2 protein-coding genes are annotated in these 23,371 nt (G+C 42.7%); both read right to left on the bottom strand.

What is annotated here, in order from left to right:
* Window positions 1-26 precede the first annotated feature (26 nt).
* Window positions 27-13,961, bottom strand: a complete 13,935-nt coding sequence (locus tag B4U84_RS26935; protein ID WP_131121226.1) for a non-ribosomal peptide synthase/polyketide synthase — start codon at window positions 13,959-13,961, stop codon at window positions 27-29.
* Window positions 13,958-23,371: a non-ribosomal peptide synthetase gene (locus B4U84_RS26930; RefSeq protein WP_131121225.1), complete on the bottom strand. Its 9,414-nt coding sequence runs from the start codon at window positions 23,369-23,371 to the stop codon at window positions 13,958-13,960. The genes B4U84_RS26935 and B4U84_RS26930 overlap by 4 nt, the downstream gene beginning before the upstream one ends.

Here is a 23,371-nt window from a genome sequence, read left to right as displayed (position 1 = left end):
TTGTCACTGGACACAAAAAACCCCAATTACTTTTTTTTATTCAAAGTCCAATTGCTAAAGTTGGCAAACAAAGCTTGGAGTAATTTATCATCTACTTCCGGCCAACGAATCGTAGTATTTGCAAGTCCATTGAGAGTATTTTGGCAATCGAATTTTAAGCTAGGTGTTCCATTTTCCCTTGACTCTGAAGATGTATTGTCTCCAGTCAGCGATACAAATGAATACAAAGCGTTATCAGTCGAAATTTGGGTACTGCGAAGTAGTTCAGCTTGCCAATTCTCATAGGAAAGCTGTTGCAATGGGTAGCCGAAAGAATGCATACAGTTCATAAATTGACTCCAAGAAGCAGAATGAGAACTAATTAGATGAAAAGCTTTTCCTAAAGATTCTGGCTGCTGCGACAGGTGGATTAAAGCTTTGGTGAGATAGTCTACAGGTGTAATTTTTTCCATGCTGTCTATCTCTGGCGCACTTTTTAGTTGAATGCAGCTTTTGATGAATCTGTAAAACAGGTCATTTGGATTCCAAACGCCGGTTTGGCTGTGCCATGTTACTCTCCCAAGCCTGTAGATACTGCAAGGTAAACCGCGATCGCGTGCTATCATGATCATCTTTTCTGCAACCCATTTACTTTGGGTATAGCCTCCAAGAAGTCCTTGACAATGTTCCAAGGGATCATTTTCTAGAACAACTTCTAATTTGAAATACTCATTTGAGGCGAAAACGCTAGCAGTAGAAATGAAATGCACAGGCTTGATTTTGATTTGACTAGCTAATCTCAAGATTTCCTCAGTCCCACGAACATTTGCGGCTTTGAACAAAGAGTATGGATAAATATTATTCACCAAAGCGCCATTATGGTAAATTGAGTCAATTTTAAGAGCCATGAGGTGAAACTGCTCATCACAAAGACCAAGAAGCGGTTGAGACAAATCTCCTAATACGGGAATAATCCGCGAGTTAAAAGATTCTTCCCAAACTAAATAAGCTTTCAGGGTTTCTTGGAGGCGTTGTTTACCTGCGGTCAAATTAGCAGCACGCACCAGACAATAGATATCAGCTTGAGTTTGTTGTAATAATTCAGCTAGCAAAAAAGCACCGACAAAGCCTGTTGCACCCGTTAGAAAAATAGCCGCAGGTTCACTTACAGGTTGATAAACCAGGTTACCCGGCTTAATTGTCTCGTCCAGGACAACTTCAGCCTGCAAGTTGACGGTAGTAATTTCATTTGTACTGACAGTAGAGTCTACCCTAGAGGTAAATTCAATAGTCTGGGCAAGTTCACATATAGTTGGGGCAGTAAATAAGTGACGCAACGGTAACTGAATCTGGAAAGTCTCATTGACTTGAGATATTACTTGAATTGTTGTCAGTGAATGACCTCCTAAATCAAAGAAATTATCCAAAACACCCACCTGCTCCAGATGCAGTACATTAGCCCAAATGTCTGCCAATACCTTCTCTACAGGGGTACGTGGCGCCACAAAAGTTACTGCCAACTGGGTATTATCCACATCAGGAACAGGTAAGGCTTTGCGGTCTACCTTGCCATTAGGAGTTAAAGGTAAAAATTCTAACCTGACAAAAGCAGAAGGCAGCATGTATTGTGGTAATTTTTCTTTCAAGAAAATGCGTAACTCATTAGTAGTTAGTGTTTGCTCCAACTGCGGCACAAAATAAGCTACTAAGCGTTTTTCTCCTGGCATATCTTCTGTTGCCACTACCACATTTTCCCTAACTCCTGGATGCTGACTCAGTATTGACTCGATTTCCCCTAACTCAATGCGGAAACCCCGGATTTTTACTTGGTTGTCAATGCGTCCCAGGTATTCGATATTGCCATCTGTTAAGTAACGTGCCAAATCCCCTGTTTTGTAAAGTCGGGAATCTGGTTCATAGTTAAAGGGATTGGGGATAAATTTCTGTTGTGTTAACTCTCTTTGATGGAGATAACCTCGTGCCACTCCTGCACCACCAATGTACAGTTCTCCGGGTACACCAATTGGTACTGGTTTTAATTGCGTGTCTAAAATGTAGACTTGCACGTTAGCTATGGGACGACCAATGGTAACTTTGTTGTCCTCTGGAGTGCATTTGGCAGTTGTAGCACAGACGCTAGCTTCTGTCGGACCATAAGCATTTATAAAGTTTCTCCCTACAGACCAAGTTTTTATCAGTTCAGCAGGACAAGCTTCACCAGCGACAATGATTGTTTGCAATGATGGAAGTTCTGCTGTTGGCAGGACTGCTAGGGCTGATGGTGGTAGGATAACATGGGTAATGCCATCAGAGCTTAATCGCTCAATTAAAGGCATACCCGGCATTATTGAGTCTTTTGTTCCTAAGTAAAGTCTTGCCCCTGATCCAAAAGCCATCAAGATTTCTGATATGCAAGCATCAAAACTAAAGGAGGCAAACTGGAGAATTCGACTCTCACTATTCAAACTGAAAGCTTGAATTTGAGCTTGAGCTAGGTTGCACAATCCACTATGCTCAACCATTACCCCTTTTGGTTTACCTGTAGACCCGCTCGTGTAAATCACATTCGCGAGATTATTAGCTGTTACGACCTCAATCGGATTATCCTGTTTGTTTTGCAGAATTTCTGACCAAATTTCATCTAAACAAATCAGTTTTGCCTGATACTCAGGTAGCCGCTCAAGGAGTTGTTGTTGACTGAGTAATACTGAAACTTGAGCATCTTCAAGCATAAAGCGCAAACGTTCAGTTGGATACTCAGGGTCAAGTGGTACATAAGCACCACCCGCCTTGAGAATTGCCAACAGTGCAACGATCATCTCTAAAGAACGCTCTACACAAATACCGACTAACACGTCGGGTCTGACACCCTCATACTGCAAGTAGTGCGCCAACTGGTTAGCACGACAATTCAATTGGTGGTAGGTCAATAGTTGATTGTCAAATACCACTGCTACATGATCGGGTGTAAGCTCCGCCTGCTTCTCAAACAACTGATGGATACATTTATCCTGGGGATAATTAGACTGAGTATCATTCCATTCAACTAATAACTGTTGTTGCTCAGATGCTGTGAGCATTGGTAACTGCGATATTTGCTGACTCGGATTTGCCACAATACCTTCTAGCAGCGTTACAAAATGTCCGATCATCCGTTTGATAGTGCTGCTATCAAACAAGTCAGTGTTGTACTCCCACCACCCCACTATTCCATTAGCAGTGTTCTCCATTACTAGGGTTATATCAAACTTTGCCGTGGAACTTTCTATTGGCAAGTCACTGGCACTTAACCCACTTAACTCAATTTCAGACACAGGAGTATTCTGGAGAACGAACATCACTTGGAACAGTGGTGTATGACTCATGTCTCGTTCTGGCTGCAATGCTTCCACCAACATTTCAAAGGGCAAATCTTGATGAGCATAGGCTCCTAGTGCCATTTCCCGGATACGTGAGAGTAATTCGCTAAAGCTGGGGTTCTCTGCCAAGTTGGTACGCATCACTAAGGTATTGACAAAAAAGCCAATTAACCCTTCTAACTCAGTGCGATCGCGATTGGCAATTGGTGTCCCGACTAAAATATCTTCTTGTCCGGTGTAGCGATAAAGCAGGGTATTATATGCTGCCAACAAAGTCATAAACAAAGTCACCCCTTGTTGTTGACTCAGTTTTTCCAACTTTTGAGTTAGCTCAAAAGACAAGGAAAACTCTTGATATGCACCATTGAAAGTCTGCACAGCAGGTCTCGGTCTATCTGTGGGTAGCCCCAAGAACGTGGGCGCATTGGCCAATTGTTGTTTCCAGTAACTCAATTGGCTTTGTAGTACTTCCCCGACTAACCACTCTCTTTGCCAAATGGCAAAATCTGCGTACTGAATCGTCAATGGTAATAAGGGTGATGGTTGACCGATTGAATAGGCATTGTAAAGTGCAGYTAATTCAGAGACAAACACACCCATTGACCACCCATCAGAAATAACATGGTGCATAGATACATTCAACCAATGTTGAGTATCAGACAGCACTATTAAAGTTGCTCTGATTAATGCATCCGACGCTAAATCAAAAGGCTCAATTGCTTGTTGTTGGACTAGTTTCTGTGCAGCCGTTTTTTGTTCTGTGATGGATAAATGTTGCAAGTCAACAACTGTGAGTTTCCAATGAGTTTGAGTTTGAATAATTTGAGTTGGTTTTCCATCAACTGTGATGAAGTTGGTGCGTAATGCTTCGTGGCGATGAATAATTTCTTCTAAACTTTGTTCTAAGGCGGAAACTTGAAGAGTTCCGACTAAGCGCAACCCAAAGGGGATGTTGTATGAAGCACTGTTCGGGTTTAACTTTTCTAAAAACCACAAACGCTGTTGAGCATAAGACAGAGGTATTTGTGTATTCTCTGCCCGTCTGACAATCGGTAAGGTAGCCAGTTCTAAGTCTTGTTGCTGCAACTGTTGAATCAACAGTGATAATTGAGCAATTGTTGGTGCAGCAAATAAGCTCCGCAATGGCAGTTCGACTTTCAAGCTGCTACGCACACGGGAAATTAGTTGCGTTGCGAGTAGGGAATGTCCCCCTAGCTCAAAGAAGTTATCATGTCTGCCTACACGCTCTACTTTCAGGACTTGTTGCCAAATCACTGCCACGATTTCTTCTATTGGAGTGCGTGGGGCGACATATTGAGCTAATAATTCACTACTTGGCTCTGGTGCCGGTAGAACACGACGGTTGACTTTGCCGCTAGATGTAAGCGGTAGGGTATCCAAGGTAACTATTGCCCCAGGAACCATGTATTCTGGTAGCTTGGATTTAAGGAAGCTACGCAGTTCACTAACACAGAGTGTCTGCTCTTTTTGGGGAACGATGTAGGCTACTAGCCGCTTATCCCCTGGATTATCTTCACGGGCGATGACACAATTAGCTTGTAATTGCTCATATTGGCTCAAGATTGCTTCGATTTCTCCCAATTCGATGCGGAAACCACGTATTTTTACCTGATTATCAATACGACCCAAGTATTCAATGTTGCCATCCGGTAGATAACGAGCTAAGTCCCCGGTTTTATATAATCTACTCTCTCCCACCTTTTCAAACGGATTAGGTATGAATTTTTCTTGTGTTAACTCGCTTCGGTTCAAGTAGCCTTGGGCTAAAAGGACACCAGCAATATACACTTCTCCTGGTACACCAACGGGTACAGGCTGTAAGTATTTGTCTAGGATGTAGATTTGTGTGTTGGCAATGGGGCGACCAATTAGAGGCAGTAGCGGCCAAGTCTGGACTGAATTATTTAGAGTATAACTTGTGGCTAAATGGGTCTCCGATGGCCCGTAATGATTGTGCAATGTACAATCACTTAATTTGCTGAACCACTCATAAATAACGGGAGTAATCTGCAACTTATCCCCAGAAGTAATGATTTCCCGCAAATGAATATTTACTAACTCACTACCAACAGCGACTTCCGCTAGTTGCTGTAAGCACACAACGGGGAGAAACATTCTTTGAATTGCTTTTTCTTGGATTAAACCTAGCAAGGCTGACGTATCGTGGCGTAATTCCTCCGTAGTTAGGAACAACGTGCCACCAGAACACCAGGTAGTAAATATTTCTTGGAAGGAGACATCAAAGTTAATTGAAGCAAATTGCAGGGTTTTTGCTCCACGAGCAATTTTCAGATTGTCCTGATGCCATAAGATCAAATTACAAAGGGCAAGCTGATTCATGGCTATACCCTTGGGCTGACCCGTAGAGCCAGAAGTGTAAATGATGTAAACTAAGTTATTCGCTTGGACACCAGAGATGAGATTTTTCTGGCTGCACTGAGAAATGTTTTCAGCGTCAGTATCTAAGCAAATAAGCTGTGCTTGATTTGGAGGTAGTTTGTCAAGAACTGACTGCACCGTTAGCAATACTTTGACTTGAGTATCTTCTAAAATAAAGTTCAAACGCTCAGTTGGATACTCACTGTCAAGCGGGACATAAGCTCCCCCCGCTTTGAGTATCCCCAACAGTCCAATGACCATTTCTAAAGAACGCTCTACACACAGACCGACTAGGACATCTGCACCTACGCCCAAAGAGTGCAAGTGATGTGCTAATTGGTTAGCGCGGGAGTTTAATTCTTTGTAAGTCAGTTGTTGATTTCCAAACACCACCGCTACTGCATTGGGTGTCAGTTCTACCTGCTCTTCAAATAACTGATGGATGCATTTATGCAGCGGATAATCAACGCTTGTATTGTTCCACTCAACTAATAATTGTTGTTGCTCAATTTCACTGAGCAGTGGTAATTGGGAAATATGCTGTTGAGGGTTAGCAGTAATACCTTGGAGCAAGGTGACGAAATGACTTGTCATCCGCTCGATGGTACTAGCATCAAACAAGTCTGTGTTGTATTCCCACAGTCCCATCATTCCTGTGGGGGTGTTCTGCATTATTAAGGTTAAATCAAACCTGGAAGTTGTCAGTTTGACTGGCAATGAACTGAGATTTAGTCCAGTTAAGTCTAATTCAGATGATTTGGGCGCATTCTGGAGGACAAACATCACCTGAAACAGTGGTGTATGGCTGAGATCCCGTTCTGGCTGTAATGCTTCCACCAGCATCTCAAATGGCAAGTTTTGATGAGAGTATGCCGACATTGCCATGTCTCGGACGCGAGTCAGTAATTCGGTGAAGCTGGGGTTTCCTCCCAGGTTAGAACGCATCACTAAAGTATTGACAAAAAAGCCAATTAACCCTTCTATCTCGCTGCGATCGCGATTCGCAATTGGCGAACCCACCAAAATATCTTCTTGTCCTGTGTAGCGATAAAGCAAGGTATCAAATGCTGCCAACAGCGTCATGAACAAGGTGACACCTTGCTCTTGGCTTAATTTAGTCAGCTTATTAGTTAGTTCAACAGAAAGTGCAAATTCTTGATGTGTCCCGTTGTAAGTCTGCACCGCAGGTCTTGGTCGGTCTGTGGGGAGCGACAATAAGGCTGGTGCGTCTTTTAATTGTTGTTTCCAATAACTCAATTGGCTTTGCAGTACTTCCCCTTGTAACCACTGTCTTTGCCACAGTGCGAAATCTGCATATTGAATCGGCAGTGGTGCTAATGGTGAGGTCTTACCTTCAGAATAAGCATTGTATAGTGCTGCTAACTCCTGAGCAAATACACCCATTGACCAGCCATCAGAAACTATGTGGTGCATACAGATGAACAACATGTGTTCTGTGTCGGATAGCACTACTAATGTCGCTCTGATTAAGGCATCATTGGCTAGGTCAAAAGGCTCAATTGCTTGTTGTTGCACTAATTCCTGTGCAGCGATTTCTTGTTCGGTTGAGGGTAAATGCTGTAAGTCAACAACTGTCAGCGTCCAGTTTGGTGCTATTTGAATGATTTGAGTTGGTTTTCCATCGGCTGTAATGAAATTAGTGCGTAAGGCTTCGTGGCGAGCAATTATTTCTTGCAAGCTTTGTTCTAATGCGCCTATATTTAGAGTTCCAACTAGGTGCAACCCGAAGGGTATGTTGTAGAAAGGGCTGTCTGGCTCGAATTGATCTAAAAACCATAAACGCTGTTGAGCATGAGATAATACCAATTCTGCATTCTCTGCTCGTCTTAAAATCGGTGGTGCAGACAGTTGTGAATTTTGTTGGTGTAATTGCCCTATCAAGGATGCTAATTCGGCTACTGTTGCTGTGGCAAATAACTGACGCAGTGGTAGTTCTACTTTGAAAATGTTACGGATGCGTGAAACTAGTTGCGTTGCCAGTAGCGAATGTCCCCCCAGTTCAAAGAAGTTATCATCTATACCTATTTGCTCTACTTTCAGCACTTGCGTCCATATTTGTGCTAATAGTTCTTCTATTGGAGTGCGTGGGGCAATATATTTGTCTGAATTGGTGGATAAATCTGGTGCAGGTAGGGCGCGGCGATCTATTTTGCCGTTGGGGGTAAACGGCAAGGACTCCAAGATGACAAAAGCATTGGGTATCATGTACTCTGGCAGCTTTGCTTTCACAAATTGCCGCAGTTCGCTGATTGTCGGTGTACAGTCCTGATGCGCTACCACATAAGCAACTAAACGTTTATCACCTGGAATATCTTCGCGGAGGATGACACAACATGTCTGCACATTACCATGTTGACTCAAGATTGCTTCTATCTCGCCCAATTCAATCCGGAAGCCCCGAATTTTTACCTGATTATCAATGCGCCCTAAGTATTGAATATTGCCATCCGGTAAATAGCGTACTAAGTCCCCTGTTTTATATAATTTTGACTTTCGACTTTTCACTTTTGATTTGTCAAAAGGATTGGGGATAAATTTCTGTTGTGTCAACTCTGGACGGTTAAAATAACCGTGCGCTAACCCTACACCACCGATGTGCAATTCTCCTGGTACACCAATGGGTAATGGTTGCAGATTTTTATCTAAAATATAAACTTGGGTATTAGCAATTGGACGACCAATAGGAACGGAAACGTCTGGACTCAGTGACTTTGGTATTTGATAACAGCAAGTAAAAGTTGTGTTTTCTGTTGGGCCGTAACCATTAATCAATCGGCAATTTTCTACACTTTGGAGAAATTTCTGGACATGGGTTACAGATAAAACATCACCACCTGCTAACAGTTGACGTAAGGGTTTTAAAGCATCTATATTTTCATCTACCATTAAATGAAATAAACCCGCCGTTAGCCAAAGGGTAGTGACTTGATATTGCTCAATAACTTGTCCTAATTCATTTATTGATGGGGTGTTGGAAGGATATATTACTAGTTGTCCACCGTTAAGTAAGCAACCCCAAATTTCAAAAGTTGCAGCGTCGAAGGAGATAGGAGCAACTTGGAGAAATACTTCTTGCTCACAAAAGCTTACATAGTCAGTTTGTTTGACTAATCGTACTACACCTTGATGGATAATGCTCACACCTTTGGGTTGACCTGTAGAACCGCTTGTGTACATTACATAAGCTAAGTCCTGAGCTTTGACACTGGTAGCCGGGTTGTGTAGTGGTTGTTGATTGATGATATCCGAGTTTGAGTCTAAACAGATGACATGAAATTTGCGATCGCTCAACTTACTAACTAATTTTTCCTGAGTTAATATGACTGATAGCTGAGTGTCTTCGAGCATAAAACTCAGGCGCTCTTGGGGATACTCTGGATCAATCGGTACGTAAGCACCACCGGCCTTGAGAATTCCCAATAGTCCCACCAGCATTTCTAAGGAACGCTCAACACAAATACCTACAAGCGTATCTGGTTTGACACCCTCATACTGCAAATAATGCGCCAACTGGTTAGCACGGCGGTTCAATTCGCGATATGTCAATTGTTGATTGTCAAACACCACTGCTAAATTATCGGGTGTAAGCTCTGCCTGCTCCTCAAACAACTGATGAATACATTTATCCTGGGGATAATTAGACAGGGTATTATTCCACTCAACTAATAACTGTTGTTGCTCAGATGCTGTGAGCATTGGCAATTGCGAAATCCGCTCGCCGGGATTTGCCACAATACCTTCTAGCAGCGTTACAAAATGTCCGATCATCCGTTTGATAGTGCTGCTATCAAACAAGTCAGTGTTGTACTCCCACCACCCCACTATTCCATTAGCAGTGTTCTCCATTACTAGGGTTATATCAAACTTTGCCGTGGAACTTTCTATTGGCAAGTCACTGGCACTTAACCCACTTAACTCAATTTCAGACACAGGAGTATTCTGGAGAACGAACATCACTTGGAACAGTGGTGTATGACTCATGTCTCGTTCTGGCTGCAATGCTTCCACCAACATTTCAAAGGGCAAATCTTGATGAGCATAGGCTCCTAGTGCCATTTCCCGGATACGTGAGAGTAATTCGCTAAAGCTGGGGTTCTCTGCCAAGTTGGTACGCATCACTAAGGTATTGACAAAAAAGCCAATTAACCCTTCTAACTCAGTGCGATCGCGATTGGCAATTGGTGTCCCGACTAAAATATCTTCTTGTCCGGTGTAGCGATAAAGCAGGGTATTATATGCTGCCAACAAAGTCATAAACAAAGTCACCCCTTGTTGTTGACTCAGTTTTTCCAACTTTTGAGTTAGCTCAAAAGACAAGGAAAACTCTTGATATGCACCATTGAAAGTCTGCACAGCAGGTCTCGGTCTATCTGTGGGTAGCCCCAAGAACGTGGGCGCATTGGCCAATTGTTGTTTCCAGTAACTCAATTGGCTTTGTAGTACTTCCCCGACTAACCACTCTCTTTGCCAAATGGCAAAATCTGCGTACTGAATCGTCAATGGTAATAAGGGTGATGGTTGACCGATTGAATAGGCATTGTAAAGTGCAGYTAATTCAGAGACAAACACACCCATTGACCACCCATCAGAAATAACATGGTGCATAGATACATTCAACCAATGTTGAGTATCAGACAGCACTATTAAAGTTGCTCTGATTAATGCATCCGACGCTAAATCAAAAGGCTCAACGGCTTGTTGTTGCACTAATTCCTGTGCAGTTTTTTCCCTGTCACTAATAGATAAATGCTGCAAGTCAACAACTGCCAGTTGCCAATAGGGTTCTAATTGAATAATTTGAGTTGGTTTTCCATCAACAGTAACAAAGTTAGTGCGTAACGCTTCATGGCGTTGAATAATTTCCTTGAAGCTTTGTTCTAAAGCGGCGACATTCAGATGACCAACTAAGCGCAACCCAAAGGGGATGTTGTATGAAGCACTATTCGGGTTTAACTTTTCTAAAAACCACAAACGCTGTTGAGCAAATGACAGGCTCAGTTCTGCATTCTCTGTCCGGCTAACAATAGGTGGTGCGACCAGTGCTGAGTCTTGTTGCTGTAATTGCTGTATCAATAACGATAATTCAGCAATTGTTGGTGCGGTAAATAAACTCCGCAATGGCAATTCTACTTTCAAGCTGCTACGCACACGTGACACTAATTGCGTTGCTAGCAGTGAATGTCCTCCTAGCTCAAAGAAATTATCATGTCTACCTACACGCTCTAGTTTCAAGACTTGTTGCCAAATTACTGTCAGGATTTCTTCAATTGGGGTACGTGGTGCAACATATTGAGCTAATAACTCACTACTTGGTTCTGGTGCGGGTAGGGCGCGGCGGTTGACTTTGCCATTGAGGGTCAAAGGTAAGGCATCCAAGGTGACTATTGCCGCAGGAACCATGTACTGTGGTAGCTTGGAAGAGAGGAACTGCCGCAGTTCGCTCTTGTTGGATGTTGTCTGTGGCTGCGCTACTATGTAGGCTACTAGCCGCTTGTCACCTGTGTTATCTTCGCGGGCGATGACGCAACAGGTTTGCACATTGCTATGTTGAGTTAGTGCTGCTTCTATTTCGCCTAACTCTATTCTGAAGCCCCGGATTTTTACTTGATTGTCTATGCGCCCCAGGTATTCTATGTTTCCATCTGGTAAATACCTAGCTAAGTCTCCTGTTTTGTATAATCTACTCTCTCCCAAGGGATCAAACGGGTTGTTGATGAATTTTTCTTTTGTTAACTCAGGACGGTTGAGGTAGCCTCTTGCTAATCCTGCACCACTAATATGTAACTCTCCCGGTACACCAACGGGTACAGGCTGTAAATATTTATTCAGAATGTAAATTTGCGTGTTAGAAATTGGGCGACCAATGGTCGATGAGCCGCTTGTCCCTTTTTCTATCAAGCTAAATGTAGAGTAAGTAGTGTCTTCTGAAGGGCCATAAAGATTGAATACACGCTCGACTTGACTGTGCTGATAGATTTGCTGTACCAGTTGATCTTGCAGAGCCTCCCCAGCTAAATTCACTGTGCATACCTGTGGTGGTATATTATTGTCTCGAATTAACTGGGTGATCGCCGAAGGAACCGTATTTATTAAAGTGACTTGGCTGGCAGTGCTAATAGTAGATAAATGCAGAGCATTTTGAGCTAAGATGACTTTCCCTCGCAGGCTCAGAGTCACAAAAAACTCAAAAACCGACAGGTCAAAACAGATAGAGGTGGAAGCTAAGACACCAGCAAGCTCCTCTGGTGTAAAAACTTTTTGCGCCCAATTTACTAAAGCAACTGGACTGTGATGCTCTATAGCTACTGCCTTTGGTCTACCTGTAGAGCCGGAGGTATAGAGTACGTAAGCTAGGTTTGATGGTTTTACTTCGCTGGCTGGATTAATTTCACTAGCTTGGGCTAACTCCTGAGCATTAGTATCCAAATACACAAGACGAGCTTGATGTTTAGGTAGTTTCTCAACTAATTTCTGTTGAGTCAGCAGCACCGCAACATCTGCATCTTCCAGCATGAAAGCCAAACGCTCAGAGGGATAATCACTGTCAAGCGGTACATAAGCCCCACCCGCCTTGAGAATCCCCAACAGTCCCACCACCATCTCTAAGGAACGCTCAACACAAATACCCACCAACACATCTGGTTTTACACCCAGAGTTTGTAAATAATTTGCTAATTGGTTAGCACGACAATTCAACTCGTGGTACGTCAGTTGTTGATTCTCAAATATTACTGCGACTGCATCTGGTGTCCGCTCTACCTGCTCCTCAACCAACTGATGGATACATTTATCTTGGGGATAATCGACCTGAGTATTATTCCAGTCAACTAATAACTGTTGTTTCTCTGTTGCTGTGAGTATAGGTAACTGGGAAATTGGCTGAGTTGGGTTAGCAACAATACCTTCAAGCATTGTGACAAAATGATCCAGCATCCGGCTGATCGTGCTATCTTCAAACCGACTAGCATCGTACATTACCTTCAGCAATAATTGCTCACCAGGGGCAACTAAAACCGCCAGAGGATAATTTGTTTGTTCGATCGCATGAACATTCGAGATGGTAAAATCACTATTGCTTTGTAGTCCCGCACTATCAACAGGATAATTCTCAAAAACAACAATACTCTCAAACAAAGACGTTCCTCTTGGGACATCACTCAGCCCCTGAATGTCTACCAATGAACTATAGGAATATTGCTCAGACTCTACCTGTTGGTTTTGTAAATCCTTCAACAAAACCAGCAATTCAGTATTTTCTTGAATTTGCACCCGCACTGGTAAGGTGTTGATAAATAACCCGACCATCGACTCTACACCAGCTAGTTCTGGCGGACGACCGGACACAGTTGCACCAAAAACCACATCTGTTTCTTGGCTGTAGCGAGACAGCAACAATCCCCAAGTCGCCTGCACTAAATTACTCAGTGTCAATTGATGCTGTCTGACAAATGATACTATTGCTGCTGTTGCTGGCACTGTGAGGTGAATTTGCCGCTCTCTATAGCCTGAATGCTGATCTCGCATTGACAATGATTTATCTACTGTCAAAGGAGTTGGTGTAGTAAAACCTTGGAGTTTTTGCCGCCAAAATTCTGCGGCTAAATCTTGATTCTGTTGCTTTAACCAAGCGATATAATTGCGGTAGCTGACAGTTGATTGTAATTGTAAAGTTTTACCTTGAGAAATTAATTGATAAATTTCCAATAGGTCTTTGAAGACTAAAGATGAAGACCAGCCATCAAGTAATAAGTGATGATAACACCAAACAAACTGATAAATATTCCCGTCCAACTGGATGAGATGTAGGCGCATCAATGGCGCTTGCGACAGTTGGAAACCCTTTTGTCGCTCAGAATTCAGAAAAGTCTCTAATTGCTGTTGCTGCTTTTGTACTGATAACTTCCGCCAGTCATAGGTATTGATAGTTACATTTACCTGTCGATACACTATTTGAATCGACTGGCTCAATGACTCCCACAAAAACGCTGTGCGGAGGATGGAATGCTTTGCTACTACTTGCTGCCAAGCTTGCTCGAAGGTTTTTACATCTAGATTTCCCGTCAAAATGCAACTCAACTGCTGAAAATATGCGCCTGAGTCTGGAGCATACAAACTTTCAAACAGCATCCCCTCTTGCATAGGAGATAAGGGATAAATATCTTCAATATTTTGCCGATTAGTTTTATTAGATTCCAGTTTCATAAATTTTTTAACATTTGATCGAGTTCTAATTGGTTAAGGTTGATTAACGGGAAATCTGTAGGTGTAAGTCCTGTATTTTCCGGTGATGCACAATGAGCAATCAACTCTTGCAAAGTTTCGACAAATTCTTGAGCAATATCCTCAATTGTTTCCTGCTGATGGATATTGCTGCTGTAAGTCCACTCTATTTGCAGTTGTTCGTTGCAAATCATGGCATTCACCTCTACCAAATAAGGGCGCTGACCTTGTAAACTATCGGTGTTGCCGCTAGGCTCATTAGTCAGTTGCATGAGAAAGGATGTATTTACAACTTGATCGAATTGACCCAAATAATTGAAGCTGATTTGGGCTTGAGGTAAAGCCTGTAATCGAGCGCTAATTTCTGCATCTTGAGTCAGATAACGCAATAAGCCGTAGCCAATGCCTTTATTGGGAATAGCCCGTAATTGTTCCTTGATAGATTTTAAAACAGTACCAAAATCATCTGTATTTCCCAATTCAATAACCACTGGGAAAATTGTTGTAAACCAACCCACGGTACGTGATAAGTCTACACCATTGATGATCTCTTCGCGCCCGTGACCTTCTAAGTTGAATAATACTGACTGTGAGTTAGTCCAGGAACTTAACACTAGCGCTAAGGCTGTGAGTAAAACATCGTTAATTTGTGTTTTGTAAGCTTTGGGGACATCTTGCAGCAGGGCTTGGGTTTGGTCTGGGTTTAATGAGACTGTCAATGTCACAGCCGATGCGGTCGTGTTGACTCCTTGGGCATAATCTACTGAGATGGATTCAACAGCATCGTAAGCTGCACTCAACCAATAATCTAGTTCTGATTGCAAAACTTGTGATTGGGCATATTCTGTTAATTGTTGCGCCCAATCTTGGAAGGATGTGGTTTTGGCTGGTAGTTGAATGGTTTTGCCTTCAACCAGTTGCTGGTAACATGAGTGCAAATCTTCTAACAATATCCGCCAGGATACACCGTCTACTACCAGGTGGTGAATTACTATGAGTAATCGCGCTTTTTTGTCAATCCCTAGCCCGAAAAATCCTATCTGCACGAGATTTTCTTGAAGATTTAAACTCGCTTGTAATTCATTGGCTGTGGTTTGAATGACGCTTGCTATCTCTGTTTCTGGAACTTTTGATAGGTCAAAATGTTGGATATTTATTTTATCCGTTGGCTGGCTATGATTTTGCTGCCATGTTGTGTCTGTTTGAGTAAATCTGAGCCTTAAAGCATCGTGATGAAGTAGTAATTGCTGCCATACTTGCTCTAAGATTTCGAGGTTGAGGTCTGATGGAGCTGTGAGGAGAAATGATTGGTTGAAGTGGTGTTTTTCTGGTAAGTGCTGCTGGAAAAACCACTGTTGAATCGGTGTTAGGGGTGATGATCCGGTGACTAATCCTTGTTGAATTGCGCTTGCTTTTGTTGTTGTGGTGACGACTGTGCCTAATTCGGCGATGGTGGGATTGGCAAATAGTTGTTTGACTGTCAGTTTCATGCCTGCCTGTTTGGCGCGGCTGATGATTTGGATGCTGAGGATGGAGTCTCCACCTAATTCAAAAAAGTTATCGTGGATACCAATTTCCGGCGCTGTTAAGACTTGCTGCCAAATTTGCGCTAGTTGTTCTTCGATGGGGGTGCGCGGTGCTACTATCTCAGTTTCGATGCCTGTGCGTGCTTCTGGTTGGGGTAGGGCGCGGCGGTCGATTTTGCCGTTGGGGGTTAAAGGTAGGGCTTCTAAGATGGCGATCGCCCCAGGTACCATGTAATCTGGTAGTTTCTCTTTGAGGAAGCTACGCAGTTTGCTAACTATGGGTGTTGTCTGTGGCTGGGGTACTATGTAGGCTACTAGACGCTTGTCTCCTGGATTGTCTTCGCGGACAATAGCGCAACATACTTGCACATCTCTATGTTTACTGAGTGCGGCTTCGATTTCTCCTAGTTCGATGCGGAATCCCCGGATTTTTACTTGGTTATCTATACGTCCCAAGTATTCTATATTACCGTTTGACAGATAACGGGCTAAATCCCCTGTTTTGTAGAGGCGTTCTTTGAACCTGCTCCCCTGCTCCCCTGTTCCCTTGCTTCCACCGAAGGGATTGGGAATGAATTTTTCATTGGTACGCTGCAAATCATTAATATACCCCATCCCCACACCTACACCTGTTATACAAAGCTCACCAATTACTCCTACAGGAACAATTTGTAAATTTTGATCCAGTATATACAGCTTCACATTGGGTATAGGTTTGCCTATGGGTACAGGTTTATTTAAGAACTCATTTGGTTGTTCTACTGTGTAAGCGGAACAAACATCTGCACATTCAGTAGGGCCATAGCTGTTAACTATTTTGGCAGAACAATACGGTGAATTTTGCCAACTTAACAAACTAGGTATAGAAATCGGTTCTCCACCCAGAAATACATACCGTAGGGATTGGATTTTGGCAAAACTATTATCGTCAGATGTCAGGATTGAACAGAAAGTACTGGGTGTACAATTAACCCAAGTTACTCGCTGCTTGGAGACAAGCTCAAGAATATAATCAGGATTAAATGCATCGGAAGGTAAATATAATATCCCACCTATGATCAAAGGCGCGAATATGTTCTTTTGAGTTAGGTCAAAACTCAAAGATGAAATCACCACCGTGCTGTCTAGTGAGGTGAATTGGAAATCTGTAACCAACCAATTAACCAAGTTAAGAAAACCACGATGGTATACACCTGCTCCTTTGGGCTTTCCTGTAGAGCCAGAAGTGTAAATAATGTAAGCTAGGTTGTTAGGTATAGTTTCGGTGATCAGATTTTGCTCACAATGTTTGGCGATATTAGGCCAGTCACTATCTAAACAAACCACAACAGCTTCATGCTTGGGTAAACGTTCCACAAGATGCTGTTGCGTTAACAACACCTCAAGACCGGAAGCCGTCAACATATAACTTAGTCGTTCTTGAGGATAAGCCGGGTCAAGAGGAACATAAACCCCACCAGCTTTAAGAATCCCCAATAATCCCACGACCATTTCTAAGGAACGTTCTACACAAATACCAACCAGCACATCTGGTTTTACACCCAGAGTTTGTAGATAATTTGCCAATTGGTTAGCGCGACAATTCAATTCGTAATACGTCAATTGTTGATTCACTCTTCGAGAAGCCGCGCAAGGCGCGTCTACAAACACCACTGCTACAGCATCGGGTGTACGCTCTACCTGCTCCTCAAACAATTGATGGATACATTTATCTTGGGGATAATTTACCTGAGTATCGTTCCATTCAACTAATAACTGATGTTGCTCAGGTTGTGTGAGCATTGGCAATTGCAAAATCCGCTTTTCTGGGTGAGCAACAATTCCCTCAAGTAAGATTTGGAAATGTCCTAACAAACGAGTAATAGCGGCATCATCAAATCTGCTAGTATCGTAGCTAATCTTTACAAACAATTGCTCACCGGGAACAACCATCACCGTCAGAGGATAATTGGTTTGTTCAATGGCATAGATATTATCTAGAGAGAAACTGTAATTGTTCTGTTGGACTGCCTCATCAATTGGATAATTCTCGAAGACAACAATGCTCTCGAACAAAGACGTTCCTCTTGGGAGATCACTCAGCCCCTGAATATCTGCTAATGAGCTATAAGAATATTGCTCAGACTCCACCTGTTGCGCTTGTAATTCCTTCAACAAAGCCAACACTTGGGTATCTTCTGACACTTGAACTCGCACTGGCAAAGTGTTGATAAATATACCCACCATCGACTCAATACCTACAATAGCTGGTGGACGAGCAGATACAGTCGCACCAAACACTACATCAGTTTCTTGACTATAGCGACATAGCAGTATTGCCCAAGTTGCCTGCACCAGATTATTTACTGTCAGTTGATGCTGTCGTGCAAAAGTCTGTAACTCTGCTGTAGCTTTTGCTGTTAGTTGGATTTTTTGTTCGCTGTAGCTAGAGCGTTGCTGCTCCTGGATTGATGAGGGTTTATCGATAACCAAAGGAGTAGGTGCGCTAAATCCAAGAAGTTTCTGCCGCCAAAATTGTTCAGCTTGGGTTAAATTTTGTTGCTGTAGCCAAGCAATATAGTTGCGGTAGCTTGGAGTTGGTTGTAACAGTAAAGTTTCACGCTGACAAATTGCTTGATAAAACTGCAACAGGTCTTGAATCAACAAAGGCATTGACCAGCCATCAAGCAATAAATGATGATGATTAAAGATAAATTGATAACTATCTGCGCTTAATTGGATGAGACATAGGTGCATTAGTGGTGCCACAGATAGTTGGAAATTTTGTTGTCGCTGTGACTGCAAAAGTTGCTCTAATTGTTGTTGTTGCTGTTGTGCAGATAGCTTTTGCCAATCATGGGTTTGTAGCTGAACATCCACCTGTTGATACACGACTTGTAGTGGCTGAGTCAATTGCTCCCACACAAAAGCTGTCCGTAAGATGGAATACCGTTTTACCACTTGCTGCCATGCTTGCTCAAATGCTGGCACGTTCAACTGACCATTCAAAGTGCAAATCCACTGCTGAAAATATACTCCTGAGTCTGGAGCATACAAACTCTCAAACAGCATTCCCTGTTGCACACCAGACAGCGGATAAATATCTTCAATATTTTGCCAATTAGACGTTAAGCTCGCCAAAAGTTGGTCTAGTTGTTGCTGGTTAAGCTTGACTAGTGGGAAATCTGAAGGGGTATAACCTCCATGCTCTGGGGATGAACAATGAGCAATGAGCTTGTGCAAAGTTTCGACAAATTTTTGTGCCAGACTTTCAATTGTGGCGCTCTGATGGATATTGCCGCTGTAAGTCCACTCTATTTGCAGCCGTTCTTCAGTAATAATGCTATTAATCTCTAGCAGATGTGTGCGGTTGTTCTGCAAACCGTGGATATGTCCCGCAGACTCACTAGCCAGTTGCATCCAAGAAGATTTATTGAGCAGTTGATCGAATTGACCGAGATAATTGAAGCTAATTTGTGGTTGGGGTAATGCCTGCAATTGAGCAGTAATTTGTGCATCTTGGCTAAGATAACGCAATAAGCCATAGCCAATACCCTTATTGGGAATTGCACGTAATTGTTCCTTGACAGATTTTAAAGCAGTACCCAAATCATCTGTGGTTTCAACTTCCAAAACCACTGGAAAAATTGTGGTAAACCAACCAACTGTTCGTGATAAGTCTAGACCATCGATGATATCTTCGCGCCCATGACCTTCTAAGTTGAATAACACCGAACCTGAGTCCGTCCACCAACTCAACACCAGGGCTAAGGCAGTTAACAAGACATCGTTAATTTGAGTTTTGTAAGCTTTGGGGACATCTTGCACCAAAGCAAGAGTTTGTTGTTGGCTTAATGAGACTGTGAATGTCACAGCGGATGCAGTTGTGTTAATTCCTTGGGTATAGTCTAGTGGGATAAACTCAACTGCATTGTAAGATGCACTCAACCAATAATCTAATTCTGATTTGTTGATTTGCGATTGGGCATATTGTGTTAATTGTTGCGCCCAATCTTTAAAAGATGTGGTTTTGGCTGGTAGTTGAATCGTTTGACCTTGATTTAGTTGCTGGTAACATGAGTGCAAATCTTCTAACAATATTCGCCACGATACACCGTCTACTACTAGATGATGAATGACTATGAGTAGTCGCGCTTTTTTCTCAACCCCTAGCCAGAAATATGCTACTTGCACGAGATTTTCTGATAGATTTAAACTCGTCTGTAAGGAATTGGCTGTGGTTTCGATCACAGTTGCGATCTCTGATTGTGGAACTTTTGATAAGTCAAAACCAGGAATCGTTATGTTATCAGTTGGGGCGCTATGATTTTGCTGCCATGTTGTGTCTGTTTGGCTAAATCTCAGCCTTAATGCATCGTGATGAATAACTAGTTTGTGCCATGCTTGTTGTAAGATTTCCAGGTTCAGGTCTGATGGTACTGTCAGCAAAAATGATTGATTGAAGTGGTGTTTTTCTGCTAACTTTTGCTCGAAGAACCACTGTTGAATTGGTGTTAGGGGTGAACTGCCACTGACTAATTCTTGTGCGATTGAGTGTGATGTTGTTGTGCTGGCGACTATGGCTAATTCGGCGATGCTGGGATTGGCAAATAGTTGTTTGACTGTGAGTTCGAGTCCAGCCATTTTGGCTCTGCTGATAATTTGAATGCTCAATATCGAGTCTCCACCTAGTTCAAAGAAGTTGTCGTGGATACCGATTGACTCGATTCTTAATACTTGTGTCCAAATTTGGGCTAGTTTTTCTTCTATAGGGGTGCGCGGTAGTACTATATCACTTTCGATGCCTGTGCGGGCTTCTGGTTGGGGTAGGGCGCGTCTGTCTATTTTGCCGTTGGGAGTTAAAGGTAGGGAATCTAGGATGGCGATCGCCCCAGGTATCATGTAATCTGGTAGTTTTTCTTTGAGATAGCTACGCAGAACTTTTATGCTTGGTGTTGTCTGTGGCTGCGCTACGATGTAGGCGACGAGGCGTTTGTCTCCTGGTATGTCTTCACGGGCGAGCACACAACATGTTTGTACATCCGGGTGTTGGCTCAATGCTGCTTCTATTTCTCCTAACTCTATGCGGAAACCCCGGATTTTAACTTGATTGTCAATCCGTCCCAGGTATTCTATGTTGCCGTCACTTAAGTAGCGACCTAAGTCCCCTGTTTTGTATAGGCGTTCTGAGGCAGCATCTGAGAAGGGGTTGCGGATGAATTTTTCTTGTGTCAATTCCTTTCGGTTGAGGTAGCCTCGTGCTAATCCTGCACCACCGATATACAACTCTCCTACTACACCTACTGGCACTGGTTGTAAGTGCGAGTCTAATATGTAGATTTGCGTGTTGGCAATTGGGCGACCGATGCAAATTTTTTGGTCATTGGGAGTGCATTTGGCAATCGTGGCACAAACACTCGCTTCTGTCGGACCGTAGGCGTTGAAGAAGTTTCTTCCTTCTGACCATTGTTGCATCAGTTCAATACTACAGGCTTCTCCAGCGACAATAATTGTTGACAATGTTTGCAGTTCTTCTGTTGACAGGACTGCCAAGGCTGATGGTGCTAGGGTGACATGGGTAATACCATTAGAGTTTAATCGCTCAATTAAAGGCATACCCGGCATAAGAGAATCTTTGGTTTCTAAGTAAAGTCTTGCTCCCGATCCCAAAGCCATGAAGATTTCTGATATGCAGGCATCAAAACTGAAGGAGGCAAACTGGAGAACTCGACTATCACAATGTACACCAAAAGTTTGAATTTGTGCTTGAGCTAGGTTGTACAATCCACTATGCTCAACCATTACCCCTTTGGGTTGACCTGTAGATCCGCTTGTGTAAATCACATTCGCTAGATGAAATGCTGTAACTTCACTAACGGGATTGTCCTGATTGTTTTGGCTAATGTGTGACCAGATTTCATCTAAAAAAACAACTTTTGCTGGAGTTGCAGGTAGTTTATCTAGAAGTCGCTCTTGGGTCAGCAGTACCCCAACTTGAGTATCATTTAGCATAAAGCTAAGGCGATCGCTAGGATACTGAGGATCAAGTGGCACATAAGCACCACCTGCTTTGAGAATTCCCAATAGTCCCACGATCATTTCAACAGAACGCTCTACACAAATGCCAACCAATACATCTGGTTTTACATCCAAGGACTGCAAGTAATGCGCCAACTGATTAGCACGACTATTCAATTGGTGATACGTTAATTGCTGATTCACTCTTCGAGAAGCCGCGCAAGGCGCGTCTACATGCACCACTGCTACAGCATCGGGTGTGCGTTGAACTTGTTCTTCAAATAACTGATGGATACATTTATTGATCGCGTAATCTACTTGAGTGTTATTCCACTCAACTAATAACTGCTGTTGCTCAAATTGTGTCAACAAAGGTAATTGGTCAATTCGTTGCTGGGGATCTGCCACAATTGCCTCAAGTAGAGTCACAAAATGCCCCATCATCCGCGCGATCGCACTGTCATCAAACAAGTCAGTGTTATAATTCCATGTACCTTTGAGTGAGTCAGGCTCTTCAATAATGTTTAAGGTTATATCAAAGGCCGCTCCTTTAGATTCTGGAATTATTGATTCCAAAATCAGACCATCGATATTCTTATCCATACTCTGGTGGGAGCGATTCCAGACTAAGGCTACTTGATAGAGTGGCGAAAAACTAAGGTCGCGGACAGGTTGTAGTTGCTCTACTAGCAGAGGAAAGGGATAATCTTGATGGTCTAGAGCATTTGATACACAAGAGCGCGATCGCTCCAGCAACTCTTGAAAGGTAGGTTTTCCCGAAAGGTCTCCTCGCAAGACCACAGGATTAGTAAAGTGACCAACAATATTTTCAAATTCTGAACGGCTGCGATTTTTTATTGGAGAGCCAATTAAAATATCTTCTTGATTAGTATAACGTAGTAATAATATTTGTAATGCTGTTAATAATAGAGTATAAAGAGATGCACGTTCTCTATTTGCCAATTCTGTGAGCTTTTGCAGAAGTTTTTCTTTAATCGTGAAAAAGCGGGAAGCACCATTATAGGTTTGGCTTTGAGGTCTTCGTCGATCTGTTGGTAAATTCAGTAATGGCAATTCACCAGACAGTTGTTTGTGCCAGTAAGTCCGTAAATTTTCTCCATGTGAACTAGCGAGCATTTGCTCTGACCACTTGATGTAGTCTTGATATTGATAGTTTTGTGCTGATAGTTGGGGTGCTACACCTGTGGCGATCGCTTTATACAAGGCTCGGAGTTCACTGGTCATAATTTCTAAAGACCAGAAATCCCCTACTATTTGATGTAGCGTGACTAAAAGTATATGTTCTTTTGTTGGTAATTTATCAGTTTTAATATGGTTGATTAATAAATTAAAGCGCAATATCGGACCCTGTTCTAAGTCGAACGGGCGATCGCTTTTTTCTGAGAGCCAGTTATTTATATCATCTTGACCAAACTCGAAAGCTTCTTGGATGCTAAAATCTACCTGCTGATTTTCGTGAACTGTTTGTACAGGTTCACCATCAATGGTTGCAAAGGTAGTCCTTAAAACTCGATGTCTTTCAACTAGAGCTTGGGCAGCCTGCTTGAGGACTGGAATATCTAAATTTGTAACTAATTTTGCTGCATGTGTGGCGTTGTAAGCGGGGCTGCTGGGTGCTAATTGATACAGAAACCAAAGTGCCTTTTGACCATGAGAAAGAGGATAAGTTGTAGCATGAGTACTACTCTGGGATAAAATTAGCATAATTTCTGATTCGTATTGCTCAATTTCACCCAATAATTCAGGGGTAAGTAAGTTTTCAGGCGATCGATAGCGCAGTTTGTCTCCATCAGCCCAAAGTTCAACATTCTTTGCTGAAAGATTTTCTAGAAGCTCTGCTAAATTCAT

It is taken from the genome of Westiellopsis prolifica IICB1 (assembly GCF_004323185.1).
Classification (GTDB): domain Bacteria; phylum Cyanobacteriota; class Cyanobacteriia; order Cyanobacteriales; family Nostocaceae; genus Pelatocladus; species Pelatocladus prolificus_A.
This window is presented reverse-complemented; position numbering and strand designations above follow the sequence as displayed.